The sequence below is a fragment of the Bacillus sp. FJAT-27986 genome (assembly GCF_001685035.1).
Classification (GTDB): Bacteria; Bacillota; Bacilli; order Bacillales; family Pradoshiaceae; genus Pradoshia.
This window is the reverse complement of the sequence record NZ_MAYV01000016.1, coordinates 110,807-136,229: the sequence shown is the minus strand read 5'-3', so window position 1 is coordinate 136,229 and position 25,423 is coordinate 110,807. Positions and strand designations below refer to the sequence as shown.

Annotated in this window: 29 protein-coding genes and 1 riboswitch; of the genes, 19 read left to right on the top strand and 10 right to left on the bottom strand. The window is 37.7% G+C overall.

Features of this window, described 5'->3' with window-relative positions; all coding sequences use genetic code 11:
* Nucleotides 1-74 precede the first annotated feature (74 nt).
* From A8L44_RS13630 to A8L44_RS13620, 3 genes are read right to left on the bottom strand one after another with little or no spacing between them, the layout of a single operon-like run.
* A complete protein-coding gene (locus A8L44_RS13630) occupies nucleotides 75-1,730 on the bottom strand; it encodes a b(o/a)3-type cytochrome-c oxidase subunit 1 (protein ID WP_066107318.1) in 1,656 nt (551 codons plus the stop codon).
* The gene (locus A8L44_RS13625) at nucleotides 1,730-2,206 is read right to left on the bottom strand and encodes a cytochrome c oxidase subunit II (protein ID WP_066107315.1); all 477 of its coding nucleotides are present in this window, start codon (nucleotides 2,204-2,206) and stop codon (nucleotides 1,730-1,732) included. Before A8L44_RS13625 ends, A8L44_RS13630 begins: the two co-directional genes overlap by 1 nt.
* Nucleotides 2,207-2,228: 22 nt before the next feature.
* Nucleotides 2,229-2,378 (bottom strand): cytochrome c oxidase subunit 2A, encoded by a 150-nt coding sequence (locus A8L44_RS13620; RefSeq protein WP_066107311.1) that lies wholly within the window; start codon nucleotides 2,376-2,378, stop codon nucleotides 2,229-2,231.
* 313 nt (nucleotides 2,379-2,691) lie between these two features.
* A riboswitch (purine riboswitch) is annotated at nucleotides 2,692-2,808 on the top strand.
* A gap of 138 nt (nucleotides 2,809-2,946) precedes the next feature.
* Here A8L44_RS13620 and A8L44_RS13615 point away from each other — a divergent pair.
* Nucleotides 2,947-3,543 carry a xanthine phosphoribosyltransferase gene (locus A8L44_RS13615; protein WP_077248146.1) on the top strand — a complete coding sequence of 199 codons (597 nt, stop codon included), beginning with the start codon at nucleotides 2,947-2,949 and terminating at the stop codon, nucleotides 3,541-3,543.
* The gene (locus A8L44_RS13610) at nucleotides 3,530-4,846 is read left to right on the top strand and encodes a nucleobase:cation symporter-2 family protein (protein WP_066107309.1); all 1,317 of its coding nucleotides are present in this window, start codon (nucleotides 3,530-3,532) and stop codon (nucleotides 4,844-4,846) included. The genes A8L44_RS13615 and A8L44_RS13610 overlap by 14 nt, the downstream gene beginning before the upstream one ends.
* Before the next feature lie 333 nt (nucleotides 4,847-5,179).
* On the opposite strand, the gene A8L44_RS13605 is transcribed toward A8L44_RS13610, so the two are convergent.
* The 3 genes from A8L44_RS13605 to A8L44_RS13595 all read right to left on the bottom strand — a co-directional run bounded on the left by A8L44_RS13605 (nucleotide 5,180) and on the right by A8L44_RS13595 (nucleotide 6,428).
* The gene (locus A8L44_RS13605) at nucleotides 5,180-5,605 is read right to left on the bottom strand and encodes a spore coat protein (protein WP_066107306.1); all 426 of its coding nucleotides are present in this window, start codon (nucleotides 5,603-5,605) and stop codon (nucleotides 5,180-5,182) included.
* A 33-nt stretch (nucleotides 5,606-5,638) separates the two neighbouring features.
* Complete coding sequence (locus A8L44_RS13600) at nucleotides 5,639-6,070, bottom strand: spore coat protein (RefSeq protein ID WP_066107304.1); 432 nt, start codon at nucleotides 6,068-6,070, stop codon at nucleotides 5,639-5,641.
* A 130-nt stretch (nucleotides 6,071-6,200) separates the two neighbouring features.
* Nucleotides 6,201-6,428: a hypothetical protein gene (locus A8L44_RS13595; RefSeq protein WP_066107303.1), complete on the bottom strand. Its 228-nt coding sequence runs from the start codon at nucleotides 6,426-6,428 to the stop codon at nucleotides 6,201-6,203.
* Nucleotides 6,429-6,678: 250 nt separating this feature from the next.
* Between A8L44_RS13595 and A8L44_RS19395 the strand changes: the two genes are divergently transcribed.
* The 8 genes from A8L44_RS19395 (at nucleotide 6,679) to A8L44_RS13565 (ending at nucleotide 14,575) form a co-directional block, all read left to right on the top strand.
* Complete coding sequence (locus tag A8L44_RS19395) at nucleotides 6,679-6,810, top strand: hypothetical protein (protein ID WP_257469017.1); 132 nt, start codon at nucleotides 6,679-6,681, stop codon at nucleotides 6,808-6,810.
* 199 nt (nucleotides 6,811-7,009) lie between these two features.
* On the top strand, nucleotides 7,010-7,135 hold the full coding sequence (locus A8L44_RS19390) for a hypothetical protein (RefSeq protein WP_257469018.1): 126 nt from the start codon (nucleotides 7,010-7,012) through the stop codon (nucleotides 7,133-7,135).
* 110 nt (nucleotides 7,136-7,245) lie between these two features.
* Nucleotides 7,246-10,887, top strand: coding sequence for a dynamin family protein (locus A8L44_RS13590; protein WP_066107300.1), 3,642 nt, complete (start codon nucleotides 7,246-7,248; stop codon nucleotides 10,885-10,887).
* On the top strand, nucleotides 10,859-11,698 hold the full coding sequence (locus A8L44_RS13585; protein ID WP_066107297.1) for a sulfurtransferase: 840 nt from the start codon (nucleotides 10,859-10,861) through the stop codon (nucleotides 11,696-11,698). Before A8L44_RS13590 ends, A8L44_RS13585 begins: the two co-directional genes overlap by 29 nt.
* A 90-nt stretch (nucleotides 11,699-11,788) precedes the next feature.
* A complete protein-coding gene (locus tag A8L44_RS13580; RefSeq protein ID WP_066107294.1) occupies nucleotides 11,789-12,679 on the top strand; it encodes a 5'-3' exonuclease in 891 nt (296 codons plus the stop codon).
* Nucleotides 12,680-12,826: 147 nt separating this feature from the next.
* Complete coding sequence (locus tag A8L44_RS13575; protein WP_066107291.1) at nucleotides 12,827-13,291, top strand: NUDIX hydrolase; 465 nt, start codon at nucleotides 12,827-12,829, stop codon at nucleotides 13,289-13,291.
* Between the two features lie 139 nt (nucleotides 13,292-13,430).
* Nucleotides 13,431-13,700: a DUF6123 family protein gene (locus tag A8L44_RS13570; protein ID WP_066107287.1), complete on the top strand. Its 270-nt coding sequence runs from the start codon at nucleotides 13,431-13,433 to the stop codon at nucleotides 13,698-13,700.
* Between the two features lie 140 nt (nucleotides 13,701-13,840).
* On the top strand, nucleotides 13,841-14,575 hold the full coding sequence (locus tag A8L44_RS13565; RefSeq protein WP_254654728.1) for a DUF5694 domain-containing protein: 735 nt from the start codon (nucleotides 13,841-13,843) through the stop codon (nucleotides 14,573-14,575).
* A gap of 146 nt (nucleotides 14,576-14,721) precedes the next feature.
* On the opposite strand, the gene A8L44_RS13560 is transcribed toward A8L44_RS13565, so the two are convergent.
* Nucleotides 14,722-15,117 carry a VOC family protein gene (locus tag A8L44_RS13560; RefSeq protein ID WP_066107284.1) on the bottom strand — a complete coding sequence of 132 codons (396 nt, stop codon included), beginning with the start codon at nucleotides 15,115-15,117 and terminating at the stop codon, nucleotides 14,722-14,724.
* Between the two features lie 49 nt (nucleotides 15,118-15,166).
* On the bottom strand, nucleotides 15,167-15,562 hold the full coding sequence (locus A8L44_RS13555) for a reverse transcriptase-like protein (RefSeq protein ID WP_066107281.1): 396 nt from the start codon (nucleotides 15,560-15,562) through the stop codon (nucleotides 15,167-15,169).
* A gap of 130 nt (nucleotides 15,563-15,692) precedes the next feature.
* Here A8L44_RS13555 and A8L44_RS13550 point away from each other — a divergent pair, with 130 nt between their 5' ends.
* Both A8L44_RS13550 and A8L44_RS13545 read left to right on the top strand, forming a co-directional pair.
* A complete protein-coding gene (locus tag A8L44_RS13550; RefSeq protein ID WP_066107277.1) occupies nucleotides 15,693-16,358 on the top strand; it encodes a reverse transcriptase-like protein in 666 nt (221 codons plus the stop codon).
* A gap of 8 nt (nucleotides 16,359-16,366) precedes the next feature.
* Nucleotides 16,367-16,582, top strand: a complete 216-nt coding sequence (locus A8L44_RS13545; protein ID WP_066107273.1) for a zinc-finger domain-containing protein — start codon at nucleotides 16,367-16,369, stop codon at nucleotides 16,580-16,582.
* A gap of 24 nt (nucleotides 16,583-16,606) precedes the next feature.
* Here A8L44_RS13545 and cspD read toward each other — a convergent pair whose 3' ends face one another.
* Nucleotides 16,607-16,807: a cold-shock protein CspD gene (cspD, locus tag A8L44_RS13540; RefSeq protein WP_066107270.1), complete on the bottom strand. Its 201-nt coding sequence runs from the start codon at nucleotides 16,805-16,807 to the stop codon at nucleotides 16,607-16,609.
* A gap of 211 nt (nucleotides 16,808-17,018) precedes the next feature.
* On the opposite strand from cspD, the gene A8L44_RS13535 reads away from it, so the two are divergent.
* Nucleotides 17,019-18,005, top strand: coding sequence for an HD-GYP domain-containing protein (locus A8L44_RS13535; protein ID WP_066107267.1), 987 nt, complete (start codon nucleotides 17,019-17,021; stop codon nucleotides 18,003-18,005).
* An 88-nt stretch (nucleotides 18,006-18,093) separates the two neighbouring features.
* Here the strand turns inward: A8L44_RS13535 and metA are convergent, their stop codons facing one another.
* Entirely contained in the window at nucleotides 18,094-19,002 is a 909-nt protein-coding gene (gene metA, locus A8L44_RS13530; RefSeq protein ID WP_066107265.1) for a homoserine O-acetyltransferase MetA, read from the bottom strand.
* A 151-nt stretch (nucleotides 19,003-19,153) separates the two neighbouring features.
* Here metA and A8L44_RS13525 point away from each other — a divergent pair, with 151 nt between their 5' ends.
* The 6 genes from A8L44_RS13525 (at nucleotide 19,154) to A8L44_RS13500 (ending at nucleotide 25,387) form a co-directional block, all read left to right on the top strand.
* The gene (locus A8L44_RS13525) at nucleotides 19,154-20,842 is read left to right on the top strand and encodes a formate--tetrahydrofolate ligase (RefSeq protein ID WP_066107261.1); all 1,689 of its coding nucleotides are present in this window, start codon (nucleotides 19,154-19,156) and stop codon (nucleotides 20,840-20,842) included.
* 37 nt (nucleotides 20,843-20,879) lie between these two features.
* Complete coding sequence (locus tag A8L44_RS13520) at nucleotides 20,880-21,386, top strand: hypothetical protein (RefSeq protein ID WP_066107259.1); 507 nt, start codon at nucleotides 20,880-20,882, stop codon at nucleotides 21,384-21,386.
* A gap of 59 nt (nucleotides 21,387-21,445) precedes the next feature.
* On the top strand, nucleotides 21,446-21,922 hold the full coding sequence (locus tag A8L44_RS13515; RefSeq protein WP_139063861.1) for a glutathione peroxidase: 477 nt from the start codon (nucleotides 21,446-21,448) through the stop codon (nucleotides 21,920-21,922).
* Between the two features lie 122 nt (nucleotides 21,923-22,044).
* Complete coding sequence (locus A8L44_RS13510; RefSeq protein ID WP_175354303.1) at nucleotides 22,045-22,887, top strand: DegV family protein; 843 nt, start codon at nucleotides 22,045-22,047, stop codon at nucleotides 22,885-22,887.
* An 11-nt stretch (nucleotides 22,888-22,898) separates the two neighbouring features.
* Nucleotides 22,899-23,498 (top strand): HD domain-containing protein, encoded by a 600-nt coding sequence (locus tag A8L44_RS13505; RefSeq protein WP_066107831.1) that lies wholly within the window; start codon nucleotides 22,899-22,901, stop codon nucleotides 23,496-23,498.
* Complete coding sequence (locus A8L44_RS13500; RefSeq protein WP_066107254.1) at nucleotides 23,495-25,387, top strand: ABC-F family ATP-binding cassette domain-containing protein; 1,893 nt, start codon at nucleotides 23,495-23,497, stop codon at nucleotides 25,385-25,387. Before A8L44_RS13505 ends, A8L44_RS13500 begins: the two co-directional genes overlap by 4 nt.
* Nucleotides 25,388-25,423 lie beyond the last annotated feature (36 nt).

Genomic DNA, 25,423 nt, shown 5'->3' with positions numbered 1-25,423 from the left:
AAAATAATTAAAATAACAGATGCAGAGAACATATTTGTCATCCGCATCTGCTATAGTTTTTTGTCATAGCACCTTTACCAGAGCTTAAATCCTTTTGACCCAGGTGGTGCATTTTGGATCATGTCTACAAATGGCAGGGTATAGGCGAGAATGATTAAAACTGCTGTAATACCAATCCATAGCTTCCAATTTTCAAGGATGAAAGGTGTTTTTTCAGCCTTTTCTGATACTTCACCAATCGGAAACTCTTCATCACCTTTAGGGGCAAAGAAAGCTAGATTAACGAAGATAACTAAAATCAAAATGATACCAATGAAGAGGATGGAGCCTCCAACGGCCTGAGCGATTTGATATGGAATCCATTCAGCAGCCTGAGCGGAACCGCCATATGTGGAGTAGGATGATCTTCTTGGTGCACCCAGCAGACCTGCAAAATGCATGGCGCCAGACATAAAGGTCATTCCAACTGCCCATGTCATAGCTTGGATGATGGCTAATTTATTCATTTTTTTAGTAAGCTTACGGCCGGTTAAATGTGGAACCAACCAATACATGGCACCAAAGTAAGTTAAGACAACAGAGGTAGCAAGTGTTAGATGGAAATGTCCTGTTACCCAAATCGTATTATGTACAACCTGGTTCAATTGGTTGGAAGCATTGACAATTCCTCCTGCACCAGCAGGGATAAAAGCAACCATTCCGATAAAAGGAACCGTAAAGCGCGCATCACCCCAAGGAAGGGCTTTAAACCATCCAAAGATTCCTTTATAGCCTTTTGCACGTCCTGCACTTTCAAAAGTGGCGAACATGGAGAAAGCTGTCATTAAGGATGGAATGATGACCAGGAAAGTTAAAATAACCTGTAAAAATTTCCATGCAGGATCAATCCCAGGCTCCGTTAATTGATGGTGGAAGCCAACAGGTACAGAAAACAGTAAGAATAAAATAAACGATAATCTCGCCAATGAATCAGAGAATATTTTTCCGCCAATTACTTTCGGAATGACGACATACCAAACCATATAAGCCGGCAATAACCAGAAATATACGAGCGGATGTCCAAAATACCAGAATAACGTACGGCTAATAAGAACATTAATAGAATCAACCCATCCAAGTGACCATGGAATAATCTGTACCAACACAGTAGCCGCGACACCAAGGGTAGCTGTAAACCATAATACATTATTGATAATGACCATGAATGATAATAAAGGTCCAACTTTACCCTTATTTTGTTTTCTCCAGTTAATATAAGCTGCAACCATAGCTCCGCCGTCCAGCCAGCTTCCCACTACAACAAATACCAGCCCGAAATAAAAAATTGGATGAGCCTGTAATGGTGCGTAAAAAGTATAAAGAACGGATGCTTCATTAAGTAGAATCATTGTAGCTGACATAGCTGTACCGATGGTCATCATCCAGAAACCAATCCAACCAACCGTTCTTGCCTTTTTAGATAGTGTTCCGCTTGTTTTGCTGATTGCTGCAAATTGAAAGCCCATTATAAAAAATGTAGTCAGTATAAGTCCAAGTAAAACACCGTGAACAGTAAGAACTTGATAATATGTAATTCCGGCAGGCAGTGTGTATTTTCCTGATCGGACAAGAACCTGTAAAAGGCCAGCGAATCCTCCAAGAGCCAGTGCGATAAATGCCACATAGAAGTGGGCCATAGCGAGCTTACCATCAGCTCTGTTTACTTTAAGATCAGTTTGATTCCTATTCATTAGTCAACCACCTCGATTTTAGACGTCATCATGGTATGGCCCGTACCACAATATTCATTACATAAAATTAAATATTCACCGGTTTTATCGAATGTCTTTGTATATTCATTCACATAGCCAGGCTCAATCATCATATTGACATTCGTTCCTGCCACTTCAAATCCATGAACAACATCCGTTGAGGTAGCCATGAATTTTACAGTTGCACCTTTAGGAATTTGAACTTCACCTGGGTCAAATTTAAACGCGGAAACAACGAATACTAATTCGTAATCCCATTCTTTCCCTTCAACTTTATGTAAACCCGGTTTATCAAAAGGTTTAGTTTCTGTTACTTTTTCTGGATCAATCGTCACCAGGCAGCTTGCCGGTTGGTTTCCATCATAAAATGCACTGACCCCTAATACAGTTAAAAATACAAAAAGTGCTGTTACCCCTAATATAAGCCATATCTTTTCAAATTTATGGATATGCATGACCGATAATCTCTCCCTTCTTCTACAGACGATCTAAAAATAAAAAGTAAACGCTTGCCCATACAATTAAAATGAATGCCCCAAGTGTTAAGACAGAAATCAATGTTCCGGAAAGATTAGTTTCTTCGTTCTTCTTAACCTTGACGGGTACGTTTAATTTAGTTTTTGCCACGTTTTTCTCCCCTCTCGAAAATAATGGAAATGTGCTTTGAGTATATTCTACTAGATAATATTGGAAATGGATGATGGTTATTTCATTTTCACAAATCGTTCACCAATAAGGTTATTACTGTATTAATAGTGTAAAATTGATATAACAAGCGTTTTATGGGTAGGATGAATGAAATAAATATGGCTGAATTGTGAAAAACAGTTTCTTTATAGAAGATTCGTCTTTTATTTGGACACAAATATTGGACAATATAAAAGTAGTTTTTGACGAAAAAACACTTTGCAAACGAGTATTTTGTTGATATAATTCTCAACATACTAATTACATACGCACTCATATAATAGCAGGGATATGGCCTGCGAGTTTCTACCAGATTACCAGTGTGGTTCGCCACCGAAATAATCTGACTATGAGTGGGAAACAAGCGCCCGAGTTAATAATGCGCTGTTCATATTTGTCCGGATATAAAGGACCTATGAATTGTTGTACCCACTTTTAGGTAGGTGACAATTTGTAGGTCCTTTTTATTTGTTCATTTATTTGAAGCAAGGGATTGGAGGAGTAAAAGTTGAAATTGTTAAAAGCTAAAATTATGGAGGAAGGGCAAGTCCTTTCAAGTGAGGTCCTAAAGGTAGATACGTTTTTAAATCATCAACTGGATCCTGAATTAATGGTGGCGATAGGTAAAGAATTCGCGAAGAGGTTTAAGGATGCTGGGATTACGAAAATTTTAACCATTGAGTCATCTGGAATAGCTCCATCGGTTATGGCAGGGCTTGAGCTTCAGGTCCCAGTTATTTTTGCCCGCAAGAAAAAATCATTGACCCTGCAAGACGACTTATATACGTCCACTGTTTATTCATTTACGAAAAAAGAAGAAAATACGATCTGCATTGGCCAAAAGTTTTTAAATGAAGAAGATGTTGTATTAATCATTGATGATTTCTTGGCTAAAGGACAAGCTGCTTTTGGTTTGGTTGATATTGTGAACCAAGCGAACGCCAAAATTGCCGGACTGGGAATTGTTATTGAAAAATCCTTCCAGGATGGCGGTGAAATTTTAAGAGATAAAGGATATCGGGTGGAATCACTCGCTCGTATCCAATCCCTTGAAAAAAATAAAGTAATCTTTTTGGAGGAGGAAACAGCCAATGCAAATGAATAAATGGAAAACCGCTTCACTGGGTATCCAGCACGTATTAGCTATGTATGCCGGAGCAGTTGTAGTACCTTTGATTGTTGGTGGAAGTATTGGCTTAACCCCGGAGCAATTAACACATTTAGTTTCAATCGATATTCTGATGTGTGGAATTGCGACACTTTTGCAGGTATGGAAGAATCGATTCTTTGGTATCGGGTTGCCTGTTGTCCTAGGCTGTACATTCACGGCAGTGGGTCCAATGATTGCGATTGCAGGAGAATACGGAATACCGGCTATATACGGAGCTATTTTAGCATCAGGATTATTTGTTATTTTAGTAAGTAAGTATTTTAGTAAGCTGTTGAAATTTTTTCCTCCGGTTGTGACTGGATCAGTGGTAACGATTATTGGGATGACTTTGATTCCGGTAGCTATGAATAATATGGCTGGTGGGGAAGGCTCGAGTGATTTTGGCTCAACATCTAATATCCTGTTGGCATTTGGTACATTGCTATTTATTATTATTCTTTATAAGTTTTCAACAGGTTTTATAAGAGCCATCTCTATTTTACTTGGATTAATTGCAGGTACAGTTGCAGCAGCTTTCATGGGAAAGGTGAACATCCAAGCTGTAATCGATGCCGATGCACTCCTAACTCCTACTCCTTTTTATTTCGGGATGCCAACCTTTGAATGGGCACCAATAATTACGATGATTCTCGTGGCACTTGTAAGCTTAGTAGAATCAACAGGTGTTTATCTTGCTTTATCTGATATTTGTGAAAAGGATTTAAAAGAAGAGGATTTTGCTAAAGGGTATCGGGCAGAAGGATTAGCGATTGTGTTCGGTGGTATCTTTAATTCTCTTCCCTACACAACATTTTCTCAAAACGTCGGATTAATCCAAATGTCCGGTGTACGTTCTAACAATGTGATTTATACGGCAGGTGTATTCTTAGTCCTGATTGGCTTCAGCCCTAAAATTGGAGCAATCACAACGATTATTCCTTCATCTGTACTGGGCGGAGCAATGGTTGCTATGTTTGGTATGGTGGTAGCGGCGGGAATTAAAATGCTAAGCCAAGTAGACCTGCAATCTCAGGAAAACTTGCTGATTATTGCATGTTCCTGCGGAATCGGTCTTGGGGTTTCGGTTGTCCCGGAAATGTTTGCTAATCTGCCAGATACATTGAAAATTCTGACTGAAAACGGAATTGTGGCTGGAGGGGTAACTGCGATAGGATTAAATCTATTGTTTAATGTAATCTTCAAAAAGCCCCAAAAAGATAGTCCACTGATTCAAAATAAGGAAGAAATAGTTTATTAATTCGATTTATTTTAAGGTAAGTTTATCTATTTTAATACCTAAAAACTGTTAGATTATCCATATATCCTATCAAATTACTGAAAAGGTAGTATTCATTTTGGTTAACAACGTACAGAATAATTAAAGAGATGTGAAGAATCAGTGATATTTGTTTGATAGAGCATAACTCTACAAGAAGGCAGGGGCATGGCGAAAATGTAAGTGATCGGCTTATTAGTAAATTTCCAAGAGTTCATTTCAAAATAGTGATTAAAAAGTAAAAAGACATGAGCTAGTCATGTCTTTTTACTATATTATACAGGTTATCCATCTTTAGTATCTTGAGCATCATCTTTATCCAATATCTAGTCTAGCAACAATAGCCACAAGAATTTGGATTAATACTTGTATATTTAAAGCTATTTGAGTATCCGTACTTTCGACCCTTACACACTTTGAACCAGTAATAATTGTTTTTTGGGTATTTCGTTGTTTAGATTTGAAAAATTGTTTTAAATCTTGAACTACCCCTTTACCGGCTTCATTATCCCCAACTGATATACTAATAACAATTGCGATTGCTACTTGAATAGCTGCTTGTAAAGATAATGCCACTTGAGTATCTGTTGTATGCACTTCTACATCCTCTGAATCTTTGACGACGATCCATTCATAGGATTGCTGTGTGATTGATGTGATTTGATCAGCCTCTTGGGTGACTTCCGCATCATCATTTTTACATTTGAAATTGTCTAATGCTCTCCAATTCTTTTCACTCATTTTTCTTCTCACCTCTTATTTTATTTTTTGAATTTACGCGATATCTAATCTGGCTACAATAGCTAGAAGTGCTTCTAGCATTACTTGAAGGTTTGCAGAGATATCTGTGTCAGTAGTTGTAACCCTAACGTCCCTTGAATTTTCGATATGAATTTTTTGTACACTCTTTTGCTCAGAATTAAAGTGCTGAAGAAGGTCTTGAACAACACCATCGCTATCATCTGAATCTGCAATTGAAATTTCAATTACCAATGCGATTGCGAGCTGCAAAGCTAATTGGAGGGACACTGCTGCTTGAGTTTCTGTAGTTTGAACAAACACGTTACCTGAATCCTTGATAATGATTAATTCATCTGATTCTTGGATTTCAGAAGTGAACTGATCAGCGTCCTGGGCTATCTCTGCCGTGTGCCGCTTTTCCTCATCCCTTTCCCTTTCACAATTGTCACCAAAATAATTTGACATTTTTCTACCACTCCTTTGTGATTTGGTCTTTATAAAATATGAGGATGTCCTTTGTTTTGATTGGACAAAAAGCTCAAATGTGTTTGTCCATCGAAAAAAAAACGCCTGCTAATCAGGCGTTTTAAAATGATCATTTTTCATTGCTTTTGTTATCCTCGGTTGATGAGGATTTTACAAATGTTTCCACCTGGTTAGTCAAATCACTAACTAACTCTTTTATCATTTGCTTTTGTTCATCGGATAACTTTTCTTTAGCCTTCTCAGCGTTAATTCCATTTTTCCGAAAAAGATCACTTACTAGTAAATTAATTAGCTGCTGAGGGATCAACTGTGGGGATTGATTCTGGTCATCACTCACAAATTTCACTCCTTTTATTAAAATATAATCAGAATCATCATATGTACGTCATCAATATTATTCCTGTACAATCTACATAAAATTAGAACAGATAAAAGTAAATAGGCATATGCAATTGATATAATGCTTCTTTTTGGAGTGGTTTACAGTTTTAATAAAGAACAAAGAGAAATGAATTAATATACTCTAAATGAGGAACCAGCAACCATCATATTACATATACTGTATGTAAAAAAGGTGGATACACCATATGAAAAAGTATTATTGTATTCATTGCCATTCATTACATGAGATGCTGAAAGTCTGCCATGTCTGTGGACAGGACCGATTGAAGGAAATTTTTATAACGATTCAGCATAACGAAAAGAAGAGCGGCAATTAACCGGAAAAATCATGAACAATCTGTCTTGGTATTCAGGGGAGATTGTTTACCTGTTGTTTAGAACTTACATAAAGCACAGGCGTGTATAGGTAATATCTGTTTTGAACAGAATTTTGATTGAAAATGATTATCATTGATGATACACTGGAACTATAATGAGAGACGTTATCAATTAACTACATGACAGGGAAGGTGCATGATGATGATTTGGGTATTTGTAGGTGCAACGGTAACAGCCTTTAGCGGAGTCATGGTTCATGTTTTAAATAATGTAGCAAATCCTAAAGTTATAGCAGCTCAATCACAAGCTAATCAAAGTATGTAAGTTCAGACAAAAGTCTGAACTTATTTTTTTACCAAAATAGATATTTATGGGCAACTATTCCAATTTTCGATAAAATAGATAGATAAATGATTATTAATAAGGGGATAAGTATGAGACTGCATACAAGGGAAGTAACACTTAACCAGCTTTACGCTATTTATAAGTACTTTGAACAAGATGGGGATCAAGTACGGGCACAAAAAACGATCGATATTATGAATAAGGTTAATGATAATGAGTATAGCTTGGCATTTTGCGGACATTTTTCGGCCGGAAAATCTACGCTTATTAATTATATTTTGAAACAGCCGATATTGCCTTCCAGTCCCATTCCGACAAGTGCTAATATCGTGAAAATAAGGAGCGGCAATGGAGAAGCCAGGGTCACTTTAAATGATCAAAAATGTCTAATCTTTCAGCCGCCAATTGATTTTAACAAAATTAAAGAATTTGCGAAAAACGGAGGTTCCATCCAAAAAATCGATTTGATGATTCAGAATTTTCCGTATGCAGACAACTTAGTTTTATTGGATACACCAGGGATTGACTCAACTGATGAAGCCCATGAATTGTCGACTGCCTCCTCATTTCATCTGGCTGATGCGGTTTTTTATGTGACCGATTACAATCATATTCAGTCAGAAATAAATTTTCAGTTTACAAGAGATCTGGCACGTATGGGGAAAAGAATATATGTCATCATTAATCAAATCGATAAACATCAGGAGGATGAGCTTTCTTTTACATCTCTTAAACAAAGTGTAAAGCAAGCTTTTAAGGATTGGGATATACCAGTAGAAGAGTTTTACTTTACTACTATGAAAGCGGAGGATCATCCCTTTAACCAAGCTCACCGTGTAACTGAAAAAATAGCTGAATTAGCTGGTATTGCGCCAGCTTATGATGTGAATTCACTTCTTAACCATTTAATAACGGAGCATCTAAATTGGAAAGAAGCGGATTCCAATCAAGCCAGAAATCATCTGGAGCAGCAGCTGCATGACAAACAGAATCATCACTTGTTAGAAATTATTGATTCTGCTGAAAAATTTAGTAAAAGCATTATTAATTTCCGTGAGCATGAGGAAGATAAATTTGATGAACAAATTGGGCATATTATCGAAAATAGCAATATCACTCCATATGAATCCAGGGAACTGGCGAAATCATATTTGGAATCAATGGTTACATCTTTTAAAGTCGGGAGAATATTTGGAAAAAGTAAAACAGAACAAGAAAAAGAAACTCGTAAAGCTAATCTGATTCAAAATATTAAACAGCAGACTGAATCGACAATTTTGTGGAATTTAAATGAATATTTTCAAAGAATGATGAACGATTATCCAGGACACAAACAGGAGAGTCAGAATATCATCCAGTCATTCGACTATGATATTCCCTATGAAACGATCATTGAGGTAGATCAGTTAGCTTCTGTTACCAGTGACTTGGTGTTGAATTTTTCCAAGGATTTGGCATCTTCCATTAAAAAAGCTGCGGGCAAGCAAGCGTTAACTCTTTTCAATACCTTGGTGAGTCAGTGGGAAGAGGAAAGAGAGCGGCGTCTCACCCGGGTGAAGGAGGAATTAAAATCGGACCATTCTATTCTTCACATTTGGCAGGATTGGCAAGTACAGCTGACTAATCAGCGGAGCTATAAAGATAAAATTATGAATGAGTTGACTAAAAGATCCAGATATAACCTTACAGAAGTCATGGAATTCCTGCAAAGCCAGCAAAAAGAGGGTTCAATTGTGGAGATGGATATTAAAGAAGTTAAAGATATTGAACCTGAGCCAAAGCCTGAACGGATTATAAAAAAAGTGGAGACGGCACAGCCGATTTATACATCTGAGCAAGTGGCTTTAAAGCTGCAAAAAGCTTCCCAGGCTTTGAACCACTTACCTGGTCTTGAGAAATTAGCGCAGGAGCTGAAAAATAGGGCAGATTCACTGATGAATCAAACTTACACTTTAGCTCTCTTTGGTGCTTTCAGTGCAGGGAAATCCTCATTTGCCAATGCACTTTTAGGAGCAAACGTTTTACCCGTTTCACCGAATCCTACTACCGCTGTCATTAATCGTATTTTGCCGCCAACGAGCCTACATAAACATGGTACTGCTACCATTCATGCTAAGACGGAGACCATGCTGCTCGATGATTTAAATGAACTGTGGTTTGAGGATGGTTTAAAAGTACAGGATCTAGCGATGGCAAGGAAACAGGCGCAAACCATGCTCAAGAAACAAAGCTATGCGCTAGGATTAAAGGTTTCTTTCCTGGAGGCATTTTTAAAGGGGATTGACTCCTTTGAAGAAAATCTTGGTAAAAGTTTTGCCGTTTCATTGGATGAGTTTTCTGTGTATGCAATAGATGAAACAAAATCATGCTTTATCGAACGCATTGATTTATATTATGACTGTGATTTAACGCGAAAAGGCGTTATTTTAGTTGACACTCCCGGAGCGGATTCTGTTAATGCGAGACATACAGGTACCTCCTTCAATTATATAAAGCATTCAGATGCGATTTGCTTTATTACGTATTATAATCACCCATTCGCACGGGCTGACCGAAATTTCCTTGATCAACTGGGACGGGTTAAGGATTCATTCAGTATGGATAAGATGTTTTTCCTTTTGAATGCGGCTGATTTGGCTGAAAATCTGGAGGAGAGAAAGGTGGTTGAGGATTATTTACGCAGTGAATTGCAAACTTCAGGAATCCATCATCCACGGATTTATCCAATTTCAAGTCGTGCAGCGCTACAACAAAGGACTGAAGAACTCAATTCAGGAAATGAGGCATATATCGAGCTGTTTTCCCATTTTGAATCAGCTTTCTATTCATTTATTCAGGAGGAGCTTAAAGGTATATTAGTTAATGCAGCTATGCTGGATTTGGATAAGGCACTTCAGCTTACCAGTCGACTTGTCGAGCTGTCCAATGAAACCGAGGAGCAGAAGACGAAAAGACGTGTCCAATTGCATGAAAACTGGGAGCGAGTGTTAGCGATATTAAATGAAAAAAGATTTACTCATGAAAAGGCCAGGATGAAGCAGGAAACAGAAGAATTGATTCATTATAGTAAGCAAAGGATTAACCTGAACTTCCCGAATTATTTTAAAGAATTTTTTAATCCCGGTACATTAAAGGACCATCGGCAGTCCCTTTTAGCCTGTACGAATCGTTTACTTGATCAAGTCAGAATTGAATTGGCCAATGAAATACAGGCTACATCCTTGCGTTTAGAGGTTATGGTCAAAAAGACCATGCATGATACCTATGTCCAGTTAGTTCAAGAGATTCAAACCATCCATAAAGATTGGTCATTCAGTGAGCCTAAGTCAGATTTACAAAACGAATATAATACCGACCGAGCGCTATTAAATTTAACGGCAGATGATTTCAAAGAAGAACTGAGACTTTTCAAGGGTACCCAGCATTTCTTTGAAAAGAATGGTAGAAAACCAATGGCTGATGCCTTTTTGGAGAAGTTAAACGACTATCTAGATGTTTATTATACAGATCAACAGAACAAATTGTTTGAGCATTTTGAATCAGCCATTCAGTATATAAGTCTTTCATTAATTGAGGAGATGAAAACCGAAGGCAATGAACGATTGAAAAGTATGGAATTGACATTAAACAAGAAATCTAATCCTCAAATTTACCTGGAGGCTGAAAAGCAAATCAAGTTAATTTTAGAATCGGAGGAGGAGAATGCAGTTGCAGCTGGTAAAAGAGTCTGAATGGTTATTTGAACATTTGAGTGATCCTGATTTACGTATCATCGATTGCCAATTCCATTTATCCAATAAAACAGCGGGACGAGAACAATATAGAGAATGCCATATACCGGGAGCTGCTTTTATGGATGTTGCTCAGGATTTGTCCGGTCCAATTAAGGAACATGGAGGAAGACACCCGCATCCTGCGAGAGAAGACTTTATTGAACTAATGAAAGCCATCGGTATACATGAACAGACAACCGTTATTGCTTATGATGGCGGCGAGGGAGCTTTTGCCGGTCGCTTTCTATGGACAGCCCAATTATTTGGATATGAGCGTGTATATGTACTTAATGGAGGATTAAAGGCTTGGCTGGAGAAAGGATATCCAGTAACCGAGGATATTCCTGTGCTGACACCAACAGATTATGCCCCTGTCATGAATAAGAATCTATTAGTCACTTACCCTGAAGTGAAAGACTGGGCAGAGAATGATAGACCAGGTTATTTAATAGATTCCAGAGAATCAGACCGCTATAAAGGAATTCATGAGCCGATTGATCATAAAGCTGGGCATATACCCGGTGCAATAAATATGGATTGGACTGAAAATTTCAGGAACGGTAAATATTTGCCTGTACCAGAGTTGGAAAACCGTTTTAATCACTTGAACAAAGATGAGCCAATCATTGTTTATTGCGGTTCCGGTATTACAGCAACTCCTAATTATATTGCACTCAAGGAAGCAGGTTTTACGAATGTGAAAATCTATGCCGGCAGCTTTAGCGATTGGATATCCTATCCGGAAAACAGAATAGAAACGGACCAGTAAATTGATTTGATGGGAAATTTTTAAGAAGAGAATAAGGCCCGGATATGGTACAATCTGATAACAGAGAATCAGAACATCAGGGGGATTAGGATGAATCAAAATACTAATACATTATTATTAATAGATGGTTTTAACTTACTTAGCAGAGGTTATTTTGCAACTGCTTATGGGAAAACAGAAGATCAATTATATCGAAATAAAAATGGGATTTATACCAATGCACTGCGCGTGTTTTTTCAAAAAATGTTCAGCCTTATTAAAACTCACCAAGTAACGCATTTAGCTGTTGCTTGGGATGTAAAGCGCGAAGAATCGTCCCGCAGACAAAAATTTGATTTTTATAAAGCGACACGCGGAGAATTGCCGGCACCGCTCATTATGCAATATGAAACATTGCGTTCAAGTCTAGAACGGATTGGCGTTAAGCAGCTGTCTGTGCCTTCCTATGAAGCAGATGATGTAATCGGTGCGATTTCTACTATGTGGAGTACGAATAACATGGGGAAATGCTTAATTTACAGTAATGACCGTGACCTGTTTCAATTGCTGAATGAACATACGAGTCAAATTATTGCCAGTAAAACAGGAGATCGTGTTTATACCATTGAAGATTTTCGTGAGGATTATGGAATAGAATCAGCGCAATGGGTCGATGTAAAAGCACTGCTGGGCGATGCAAGTGATAATATTCCGGGCTGTCCTGGTATTGGTGAAAAGACAGCTTTACCACTTATCCAGCATTACCAAACGCTGGAGGGGCTATATGAACAGCTGGAATTATTAGATCCAAAATTCAATCGATGCAAGAAAAAGCTGGCGGCAGGACAGGAATCAGCCTTTATAAGCAAAGAATTGGCCCAAATTATATGTCAAATAGATGTATTTGAGGATTGGACTCATGAACATCTCATGTATGAGATTAATCATGATATTTTGGCTGATGAACTGGAAGAATTAGAATTAAGAATTCGTGTCAGCTAAAAATATATTGAGTAGTCATGATCGAGCTTTATGCCTGAAGGTTTAGGGCTCGATTTTTTTTTTTTTGATTGATTCATATAAACATGCAAAATCTTCGCTGTTACATTGATTAGTATTACAGAGCGGTAAATAAAAGGAGAGATGAGATTGGGCTATATTGAAGATTTAAGAGCTATTGTGGGTCATCGTCCCTTAATATTAGTTGGATCAGTCGTCGTTATTTCTGACAAGGAAGGCAGGCTGTTGTTGCAGCAAAGAAAATTTCCGAAGGAGTCATGGGGGCTCTCAGGCGGCTTAATGGAGCTGGGAGAAACGACCGAAGAAGTAGCCAGACGTGAAGTGACAGAAGAAACCGGCCTTACGCTGGGCAAACTGCATTTTATTAATGTATATTCCGGACCGGAGTATTTTGTAAAGGCTGCTAATGGAGATGAATTCTATTGTGTCACGATTGCGTATTATACAAATGAATACGAAGGTGAATTAGTTGTAGATGAAAGTGAATCTATAAAGTTTGAATTCTTTTATCCACATGAATTACCGGGAAGAATCGTTAAAAGCCATAAAAAAATCATTGATGAATATTTATTAAAATTGGATACCGGGAAATAAGGGAAGGGTTAATTCAGTTGTAAAAGTCACCTGGGTGATCAACCTTTTTCAGACAATTCGACAAAAACCTGTATTCAACTTTTTAAAAATGTTTTACAATAAAAGAGTAATTTTGTGAAGGAGTGTGTTTGGGGGATACATGGAAAAATTAGAAGACTATATTTGTAGATTATCTTCGAAAGGATTTCGTCTTGGAGAAGAGGCAATAGGATTTATCTATTTTGGAAAACAGTTGACTTCAGCACCAGACTGGATCGTAAACATTGCACTGGAAAATACATTGAAAGCTCAAAAGAGATTTGATGGAGGTTTTTATATATCACTGCTGGAAACCTTGGTGAATGGTAAAGTTTCCAACAGAAAAGAAGCAAATCAATTAATGAAGGAACATGGCTTACAGGTATCTTGATTTCAATAAATCAAGGTATTTTTTTGTGGCTATTAATCCATATATAAACTAGTATTGCCAGCTTTATTGCTAAAAGATAGCTTTTTAGGCAGGATTTTTCCTGAATATTGTCTAATAAATGGATGATTAGGAGGGATATCATGTCGAAAAAGCCAAAAGTAATGATTCTCGGAACTTTTCATTTGCGATATACACCGGATTTTCATCGCGGAGATTTCGATGAGTCTATCATAACGGATCAGCAAAGGGAAATTGAAGCAGTCGTTAAATGTCTGAAAGAATTTAAACCGACTAAAATAGCCCTTGAAGTCGTAAAAGAAGAACATACTTCTCTAAATGACGAGTATGATAAATATCTGAATGGTGAGTTGAGAAATGAGGTCAACGAAATCCACCAATTTGGATTCAGGACTGCTGCTGAATTAGGTCATAAGGAAGTTTATGCGGTCGATTGGATGGAATCGGTTGGGAATAGGGGACTTGGTCAGGTATATGATTGGGCAAAAGAAGAACAGCCAGATAAATATGAATTTATTAAGGACCATTACTGGTCAAAGTTAAATAAAAGCTTTGATCACATTGATATTTATGAGTTAGTTAAAGCGTGCAATACAGACTCAAGAATTAAACTAGAGCATGAATTGAATATGATGATTGCACAAATAGGAAAAGGAACAGACTATATCGGGATTGATTGGCTAAGATGGTGGTATCAGCGAAATTTAATTATTTATGCGAATCTTGTTGAAATGACTGTTTCACCCGAGGACAGAACACTTTTAATAATAGGTTCAGCCCATATTCACCTACTGACTCAGTTCATCAAAGAAAGTGGAACAATGGATGTTATTCCTGCTATAAACTATTTTAATTAGTCGTATCCTAAAGGGTTTTCTGAGTTTTTTATACTGAACTGACAATGTATTTTGGTTATACTAAAATTCTCACTTAAATAGTTGGCAAGATGTTCTAGGGTTACAATTTCAACTACTATACATTAGAACAACTAACCTAAGGGAGGTTAGGGTGCTACTAATTCAACTTTAATTCTGTCAGGATCTTCGAAAAAAACGGCATAATGATTTTTCCCACCTGCAAATGGATGTTGATCCTGATAAAGAATTAATATATCCTTTTCTTTTAATTTCTTTGTTAGATCGTCTACCTGTTGCCTGGATTCGGCATGAAACGCCAAATGGTTTAATCCCGTTCCACATCTGTGATAAGGGATATCCATATATTTATCCTCCGTCTGAACGAAGACTATATAGGTATCCCCTATTCTAAAACTTTGTCCACTATCCCACTCCTGGTAAAGTTCATATCCCAATTCAGCTAGAAGCCAGCCCCAAAAGTCAATGGATTTATTTAAATCTGATACATTGATTTCAATATGATGGATAAGCCCTTGCGACAATGATTTTTCCTCTTTTCTATTTTTATTCCATACCGTTTCAACCGAATGATTATTTCTGCTCGTTCATTTGCACAGCTTGCCGGGATAACAGATCAGCTGATTTGTTTTGCGATTCTGGAATCCATTTGATGAAAAATAAGGAGAATTCAGACGAAAGCTCCAGTGCCTGATTGAGTAATTGTCTAAAGGATTCTTTTTTTACATACTCTTTTTCCATTGCATCCGCCACGTGTTTTGAATCGGTTCGAACAGAGATGACATCGTAATTTTTATCCAGGCATATCTTCAAAGCATGGATCAAGGCTAAGTATTCAGCTTCATGATTATTATGGATGCCAAGGGGTATGGAATATCGGTGGACTTCACCATCTGCTTTTATAAAAATACCGGCACCGCTTGGACCTGGATTTCCTTTAGCTGCGCCATCTACATATACTTCTATCATAAGAAAACATCCTTTCAAGTTAAAAAGTACATGAATTTTTATTAAATGTCTACTGTCATAGTTTTAGTGGTATCAGGATAATTTATATATAATGAATTAATTGTATAAAGGATTGGGAAGGGAGAAAGAAATGAACGTAACAGTAAAGGGTATCTACAATAAATCCAAAATACCTCCTATAACCTTCACATCAGAAGAAATGGAAAGTCAATTTGCTTTAAGGCTTGTCAATGATCTCGAAAGCACGGGAAGATGGCGAGATTTCATTTTTATTGATGAACTGGGACAGGAATGGACAAAGAAACAGTTTCAAAAGCTGACAGAGGAAATAGAAGAAACCCCACAGAATGTAACGATTTATTTTGATGGAAGTCACAGACCGGGTGAAACCTTTGCAGGAGCTGGCATTGCGATTTATTACACACAAAACAATAAAAGGTTTCGCATACGGAGCAATGAAGTCTTTGATTATATAGAGGACAATAACGAAGCAGAATATTGTGCATTATTAGCAGCTGTCAAAAGGCTTGATGAACTGGGAGTTAAACATCAAAAAATTATGATAAAAGGGGATTCTCAGGTCGTATTGAAACAATTAACAGGAGAATGGCCTTGTTATGAAGAAAATTTAAATAAGTGGCTGGATCGGATCGAAGAACAGCTTAAGAATCTTGGCTTGCACTTTGAGACAATGGCAGTTCCAAGAAAAGATAATGAGGAAGCACATCGGCTGGCAACACAGGCACTAGAGGGAATTGAGATAGACGGTCAACTTGAATTACCAAAAATGGGGTGATGTTATCGATGAATAAAAAAAAGGGAAAAAAAGATGCTCTTAAACAGGTTGATTTTTTGTTAAGTACGTATTGTGATGGCTGCTTTCTACACAAACAGCTTGTTCGGGATAACGGCCGTACTCATGCACACCGTTTTTGTATCAATCAGTGTACAGTTGGTGAATCCTTGAAACATATAGGCGGAAATTTAAATAAGAAAACAGAAAAGCCGCCTATCCAATAGGCGGCTGTTAATTTTGGTTCATTATTAGGCTTTTTGTACGTTAGTAGCTTGAGGTCCTCTTTCTCCATCTACGATTTCGAAAGTAACTTCTTGGCCTTCTTCTAAAGATTTGTATCCTTCACCTTGAATTGCTGTGAAATGTACGAATACATCATCTCCGCCTTCAACTTCGATAAAACCAAAACCTTTTTCGTTGTTAAACCATTTTACTTTACCGTTTTGCATAGATTTATTCCTCCTAAAACTGTGGCTCAAAAGCCAATTACTATTTATCATAAACTTTAGATAAGTCATGATAATTTCAATATACAACATTCAAATATTAGTGTCAAAATGGATTTTAAAAAATATTGAAAATTTTTAAGAGGTGACTGGATAATTGGGTAAATATGGTATAATTGTTAAAATGAAATGAAAACATATGTCGGGGTGTCTGATGGATACACATCATAATGGTTTTTCTAATTATTTGCTGGAAAGAGTTTATATGAATCAATTACAAAAAGAAATAAGAGATAAGGTGGAACAAAAAACACCTTCTATCAAAGATAATGGGGAATTCCGAATGATGACGACAGAAGAGGTTTCTTTATGCATGGATCAGGCATGTACGGATATTCGGCATATATTTAAGGATATAAAGAGACGTGGAGAAATTTCCGTCAATCGGGTTAAACAGGAGATTATCCCTGTTATCAAGAGTGCATCATCGAGTCCGCGAATTTTTGAATTGCTTCATCAAACTAAACGTAAAGAGGAGTATACATACTGGCACTCCATTTGCGTAGGAATTCTATCCGGTCTAATCGGGAGATGGCTGAGATTGCCTATAGATGAGCTGGAAGACCTTATGATTTCTGCTGTTTTGCATGATATCGGCATGACCATGGTTCCGGAGAACATCTTAGATAAATCAGGTAAACTTACCTCTCAGGAATATAATATAATGAAACAACATACCGTCTATGGGCATGAACTATTAAGTAGTCTCGACCATATCCCTGATTCGGCTGCCATTGTTGCCTTGCAGCACCATGAGAGAGAAGATGGAATGGGGTATCCTCATGGATTAAAGGGTAAGCAAATTCATTACTTTGCTAAGATTGTCGCCATAGCAGATATATATCATGCGATGTCCTCAGAAAGAGTTTATCACGAAGCAACACCATTTTATTTAATCATCAAACAAATGCAGAATGATGTATATGGAACATTAGATGCTCATATTTTATTGGTTTTCATGGATAGATTGCTTCAGGCGCTGGTGGGCAAAAAAGTAAAGCTGAATAATGGCGAATATGGTTCGATTCTTCTCATAAATCGATATAATCCACTTAAGTCTTTAATAAAGACTGAAAGGGGAATCATAGATTTAATGGCATTTAGGGATATTGAAATCGTTAAGATTATTAATGAAGTATAAGAGGATATTGGATATTAGAAGAAAAAGACAGCTGATAGGCTGTCTTTTATATTTTATATAAGAATTTCTATTGTAAGAATACTTATCATTATTTCCACTGGTAAGGTGTCGTCTGATAGACATAATAATTCAGCCAATTAGAAAATAGAAGACTTGCGTGGCTTTTCCATGTATGAAATGGGAGCTGCAGCGGGTCGTCCTCAGGAAAATAATTTTGAGGAATAGGGGCACCTGAGCTCTTTGATAAGTCACGCTTATATTCATGGGACAAGGTAGCCAAATCGTATTCTGGATGACCGGTTACCATAATTAATCGTTTATCCTTAGAAGCGACCAGGAACAAACCTGCTTCCTCCGATTCTGCTAAGACGATTAACTCCTCATGATTGCGGATCTCTTCTGCTTCAATATCTGTATATCTTGAATGCGGAGCGTAAAAAACATCATCAAATCCTCTTACAAGGCTTTCGAATGGTTTCAATACTTTATGCTTATAGATGCCTGTACATTTTTTATTTAATAATTGCTTTGATATTCCAAAATGATGGTATAGGGCTGCTTGGGCTCCCCAGCATATATGAAGGGATGAGGTTACATGCTCCCTTGACCAATCCATTATGTTGATTAGCTCATTCCAATAGTGAACTTCCTCGAAGTCTAGCTTTTCAACCGGCGCTCCAGTAATAATTAAGCCGTCGAAGCGCTTCGTTGATACTTCGGGGAAGGTTGAGTAGAATTGTTCCAAATGTGTATGGGGTGTGTTTTTACTTTCATGTGTTTCCATTCGTAAAAAGGTTATTTTGACTTGCAGAGGAGTATTGCTTAGTAATCGAAGCAGCTGTGCTTCGGTTTTCTCTTTTTCAGGCATTAAGTTTAAAATGAGAATGTTTAAAGGTCGGATATCCTGACTAAGAGCTCTGTTATCATCCATTACGAAAATATTTTCTTCTTCTAAAATTTGTTTGACGGGTAGTTTATTTGGAATCGTAATCGGCAAGATATGGACCTCCTTGTTTGTTTAAATTTTCAAAATATTAAATAATATTACCATTGTATTCATATTTTTGAGAGGTTGTAAATAATAATGTGTGTTTGATATATATTTTTTGTTAAACTAATTATGACTATTGATTTTTAGGGGGCTCAGCATGAATTTGGACACAATTGTAAAAAGTGATATCGAGATTGCTTTAAATGCAAAAATGAAACCCATAAAACAAATTGCTGAAACGATTGGATTAAAGGAAGAAGATTGGGAAGCTTACGGGAAATACAAGGCGAAAATCTCTCTTGATGTGTTAAAATCCCGCAGCACCAAAAAGGATGGGAAATTAATTCTCGTTACTTCCATCAATCCTACTAAAGCAGGGGAAGGGAAATCAACGGTAACCGTTGGTCTAGGAGATGCGTTTTCTCTTCTTGGAAAGAAAGCAATGATAGCGATGAGAGAACCTTCTCTTGGACCAGTCATGGGTGTAAAGGGAGGTGCAACTGGCGGCGGTTATTCACAGGTACTCCCAATGGACGAAATTAACCTGCACTTTACTGGTGATTTACATGCCATCACAACAGCAAATAATGCACTGGCAGCTCTGATTGATAATCATATACAGCAGGGAAATGAACTGCAGATTGACCCGCGGAAAATTATTTGGAAAAGGGTCCTTGATATGAATGACCGTGCTCTTCGGCATATTGTAATCGGGCTTGGCGGGGATAAGCACGGAATTCCCCGTGAAGATGGCTTTGATATAACCGTAGCATCTGAAATCATGGCAATTCTTTGTCTCGCGATAGATTTAGATGACTTAAAAGATAAATTAGGGAAGATTGTGATTGGATACACCTATCAGGATACACCTGTTTCTGTTTCAGACTTGGGTGTAGAGGGTGCACTAACTTTATTGTTGAAGGATGCTTTAAAGCCTAATTTGGTTCAAACTATTGAACATACGCCTACGCTAATTCATTGTGGTCCGTTTGCAAATATTGCACATGGATGCAACAGTGTACTTGCTACAAAAACAGCCCTTAAGCTAGCTGATTATTGTGTTACAGAAGCAGGATTTGGTGCGGACCTTGGCGGAGAAAAATTCTTGAATATTAAGACAAGCGCTGCTGATCTTACTCCGGATGCTGTCGTTATCGTGGCAACATTAAGAGCCTTAAAGATGCATGGTGGCGTACAATCGGATAAATTAAAAGAGGAAAATCTAAATGCGATTGAATTAGGGTTCCAGAATTTAGTGAAGCATTGTGAAACGATTCAAGCTTTTGGATTGCCTTTTATCGTCGCTTTAAATAAATTTTCTGCAGATACTGATGCAGAGGTGGAACGATTCAATACTTTATGTCAGAAACATGGATTACCTTTCTCTTTAACAGAAGTGTGGGAAAAAGGTGGGCAGGGCGGATTGGACCTTGCAGCAAAACTTGAAGACCTTATGAAGGAGAATACCAATACATTTAAACGTCTATACGAATCAACGGATTCCATTCAAGAGAAAATTGAAAAAGTCGCAAAAATTGTATATGGGGCACAAAAGATTGAATATTCTCCTGAAGCTCTGCAACAAATACATAAATATGAATCAGAAGGATGGGGGCAGCTCCCTGTTTGTATGGCTAAAACCCAGTATTCATTATCGGACAATCCAAGTTTGTTGGGCAGGCCTGAAGGATTTACATTGTATATCAAAAAGCTAAAGCCTTCTGTAGGAGCAGGTTTTATTGTGGTACTTACTGGAGATATTATGACAATGCCTGGATTACCTAAAAGACCAGCTGCTTTAAAGATGGATGTCGACGAGAATGGCAATGCGGTCGGATTGTTTTAATAAGGATAGGGAGATTATGTAAAATGGAGGTGATCTCATGTTTGATCCATCAGTTTTTGAAAACCTGAAAGTAGTAGTTGAAGGTGCCTTTTATGATTTAGACTTAGAAGGCGAGTTAGCCATCATAGACAGGCATGATTATGTTGACTTAGCCTATATGTCAAGAATTTTTGAGATTAGTACAAGGCTTGATGCTTCGATGGAAAAAGCGGTTGAATGTACACTTTCTTTAAGTGCAGGTTTACAAGCTTTCTCATCAGAAAAGCTATCATCCATAACGAAACGCGAGCCGGGATGTGATCTTAAAATTAAATTTAGGTATATCGATCCTGAGCATCCTCTCCGCAATATTCATATATTGAAGCAGATCTGGGATAAAGGGTATCATTACCGGGTTTTTAAACATACTCCGATTGGATTTAAACATGAAGATCCATTCGTAACGATTGAAATTAAGCAGGATAAGCCAATTTATGAGGATGAAATTGATCAATTACATACCTATGTCAGCCAAATCCATCATATACTGAAAGCAGAAGGTTAGATTTTTTTGAACGAAAGTAAAACTTGATCAGTCATGTATTTTTAGCGGGAGTGAAGATGATGAACATTTATGATTTTAAGGCTAACTTAATCACTGGAGATGAAGTTTCCTTTGAAAGATATATGGGGAAGGTCCTGCTTATTGTGAATACTGCCAGTAAATGTGGGTTTACTCCACAGTATAAAGAGTTAGAATCCTTTTACCAAAAATATAAGGAGCAGGGCTTGGTTATTCTTGGATTTCCGTGCAATCAATTTATGAATCAAGAACCCGGAGATGAAATGGAAATCCATTCATTCTGCCGAACTAATTATGGAATTACCTTTCCTATGTTCGCAAAAGTGGATGTAAGAGGAGACCAAGCTCATCCATTATTTAATTATTTAACAGAACAGGCCCCTGGTGTGATGGGTTCCAAGGCGATTAAATGGAACTTTACAAAGTTTCTCATTGATCGAAATGGAAAGATTGTAAAACGTTTTGCACCCTCTACAAAACTTTCTGAAGTAGAGAAAAGTATCGTTGATTTATTATAGGACAGACCTCTCCTAGCAAAGGAGAGGTCTTATATTTGTATCTTTTTAAAAACGCTTTTGGTTATAATAGGAGTAACGCCATTTATCGGTTATGTATTCCATGAGGTATGGGGGTTGGTTGCATGATGAAAAAAGTAGCGTGGGTAACAGACAGCTCTGCTGTATTAGATGATGAATTTAGAGCCAATAAAGATGTTTACGTTTTACCGGTCCACATGATGATTGATGGAAAGTCTTATTTGGATGGTGTAGATCTAACAACCGATGAATTAGTTGAACACATAGAAAAGGGATCCACTCTTACCTCATCGCAGCCATCGATTGGCGATTTCAAAAAGCTTTACGACAAGTTGGCTGTTACCTATGACTCTATCTTCTCCTTTCATATCTCTGATAAATTAAGCGGTACATATTCTACAAGTGTTCAAGCTGCCGAGCTGGTGGATATCCCGGTTTTTAATGTGGATACTCATTATCTTGCTTATCCATTGACGTTATTGATAAAGAAAGCTATTAAAATATGGGAAACTTCAAATGAACCTACAGAAGTTGTGGAAGCAATCCATGCGCTTAAATCTAAGTTAAGAGTGTATGTTTGGATAGGATCTCTTCAGCAGCTTCATAATAGCGGCAGGCTTAACACCTCAAGCTATTACCTGGGAAGTCTTTTGAATATAAAGCCAATCGTAACCTTTCAGGAAGGAAGTCTACAGATTAAAACCAAGGTTCGTACATGGAAAAAGGCAACAGAAAAAATCCAATCCTATTTAAAACAATCCCTCGGGTCCTCCCAGATTGAAGAAGTTTTTATGCTGTATGGAAAACAGATCAGTCAAACAAGCGATTGGGTCCGGATGGTTGAAAGAATCAGTGAGGAATTATCAATTACGATACATCCGCTCGGGACTGCCCTTTGCCTTCACGCAGGCGTTGAAACAGTAGGAATCGGATGGATAGAAAAGTAAAGGAGTTTATTATGCGCGAAGCTATTAAAGCAGCGGAAGAATTCGTGAAAAAACGTTTTATTAACGATACAACGGGCCATGACTGGCAGCATATGGATCGTGTCAGAAGGCTATCCTTATTAATCTATCAAACCGAGCAAACAGGCGATCCTGAGCTAATTGAACTGATCGCCCTACTGCATGATCTATCCGATTCCAAATTAAATGGGACAAAAAAAGCGGGAGAAGCGGTACTTAGCGAATGGCTCGAATCTAATGTGAAAAATGAAGAAATTAGGGAAAAGATTAAAAGGGATGTCTCCAGTATCTCATTTAGTGAGGGTTTAAGAGAGGGCTTATCCCCTGAAGCAGCCATTGTGCAGGATGCGGACCGTCTGGATGCATTGGGAGCCATTGGTATAGCCCGTGCTTTCGCATATGGCAGTCATAAGGGGCATCCTATTTATTTACCGAAGGATGATTCTGCCCCTAGTACATTCACGCATTTTTATGATAAATTACTACTATTAAAAACCTTGATGAATACACGTACAGGTAAAAGGTTGGCAGAAGAACGTCATCAATTTATCTTGTTGTTTTTAGAACAGTTTAAAAAGGATATGATGGAATGAAAGTATTAAAAGGAATCGACATTAAAAAGGAATACGGAGAGAAGACTCTCTTTAAGGATATTAACTTTAGCATAAGTGAAAACGAAAAAATTGGTTTAATCGGCTTAAACGGAACAGGGAAATCTTCACTGTTAAAAATCATTGCCGGCATTGAAGAAATGGACGGGGGATTGATTGATAAGCCAAAGGATTACCGGATTTCATATCTAGGACAGAATGTTGAAGTAAACGAAGATGAAAAGGTATCAGCCTTTATTTATAGAAATGACTCACCTGTATTTCAAACTGTACGAAAGTACGAAGAGCTATTGGAACATATGAAGGAGTCCCCAAATGATTCAGCTCTTCTTGATAAAATGTTTCATTTGCAGGCTGAAATGGATGCAAACGGTGGCTGGGAGATCCATTCAAATGCACAAATTATGTTAAATAAGCTAGGAATCAAAGACCTTAATGTTAGAATGGGTTCTTTATCCGGAGGGCAAAAAAAGCGTTGTGCTTTAGCTAAAGCATTAATGGAAAAAGCAGATTTGCTTATTTTAGACGAGCCGACAAACCATTTGGATTATGACAGTATCGAGTGGCTGCAGGAGTATATCCAAGGATATCAAGGCTCGGTTTTATTTGTAACTCATGATCGATATTTCTTAGATGCCGTGACTAAAAAGATTTGGGAGCTTGATAAGGGGCAATTGCATTCTTATGACGGAAACTACGAGAAATTTTTAGAAATCAAAGCGATCAGAGACGAGATGGAAGCGAAATCAGCTCATAAAGTTTCAAGGCTGTTCCAACAGGAATTGGCCTGGATGCGGAAAGGGGCAAAAGCGAGAACGACGAAACAAAAAGCGAGAATTCAGCGCTTTGAATCCTTGCAGGAGGAAGCGAATGCTGGTAATGCAAGTGACGATTTAAGTTTGGATGTTGCTTCAACCAGACTTGGGAAAAAGGTGTTGGAGCTGGTTAATCTTTCAAAATCCTATGAAAATAAACTCTTAATCGATCAGTTTTCTGTCATTTTACAAAAGGGAGATCGAATTGGTATCCTCGGAGCCAATGGCAGTGGAAAAACAACCATATTAAGAATGCTTGCCGGTTCTGAGTCTTTAACTAGTGGCTCAATTGATCGGGGTTCTACGGTATTGATTGGCTATTATACTCAGGAAAATGAAGATTTACCACTCAATAAGCGAATGATTGAATATATCCGGGAAACAAGTGAAGCGGTCACGCTTGCAGATGGTGAGCGAATTTCGGCCGCACAAATGCTGGAACGTTTCCTTTTTGAGCCACATACGCATGGGACGGTCATCGGGAAGCTTTCAGGCGGAGAAAAAAGAAGGCTTTATTTATTGAAGATATTGATGGAGTCTCCAAATGTACTTTTATTGGACGAACCGACAAATGATTTGGATATTCAGACATTAACTGTTTTGGAAGAGTATCTTCAGCATTTTCCGGGTGTTGTTATAACCGTATCACATGATCGATACTTCTTGGATAAAACATGTCATAAATTATGGGTATTTACAGGGAATGGACAGATTCAGCAATACTATGGGCAGGCAAGTGATTACTTGGAATGGAAACAGGAGCAGGAAAGACTTGCAACTGCCGTTGAGAAAGAGTCAACTCCTAAAATAAAACGTGCAGAAGAGACAAAAACGAAAAAACGTCTATCCTATCATGAGATGAGAGAATGGGAAGGCATCGATGAAAAAATAGAAGCGGTTGAAAAACGACTGGAGGAAGTAGCTGCCGAACTAAATAAAGCAGGCAGTGATTTTGAACTGGCGAATAAATTAGCTGAGGAAGAAATTCAATTAAATGAAGAACTGGAACATTTGATTGAACGATGGTCCTATCTTTCAGAAATACAAGAAGGCTAAATCGTAAGTATGTAAATATTTAGATAGATATGCTAC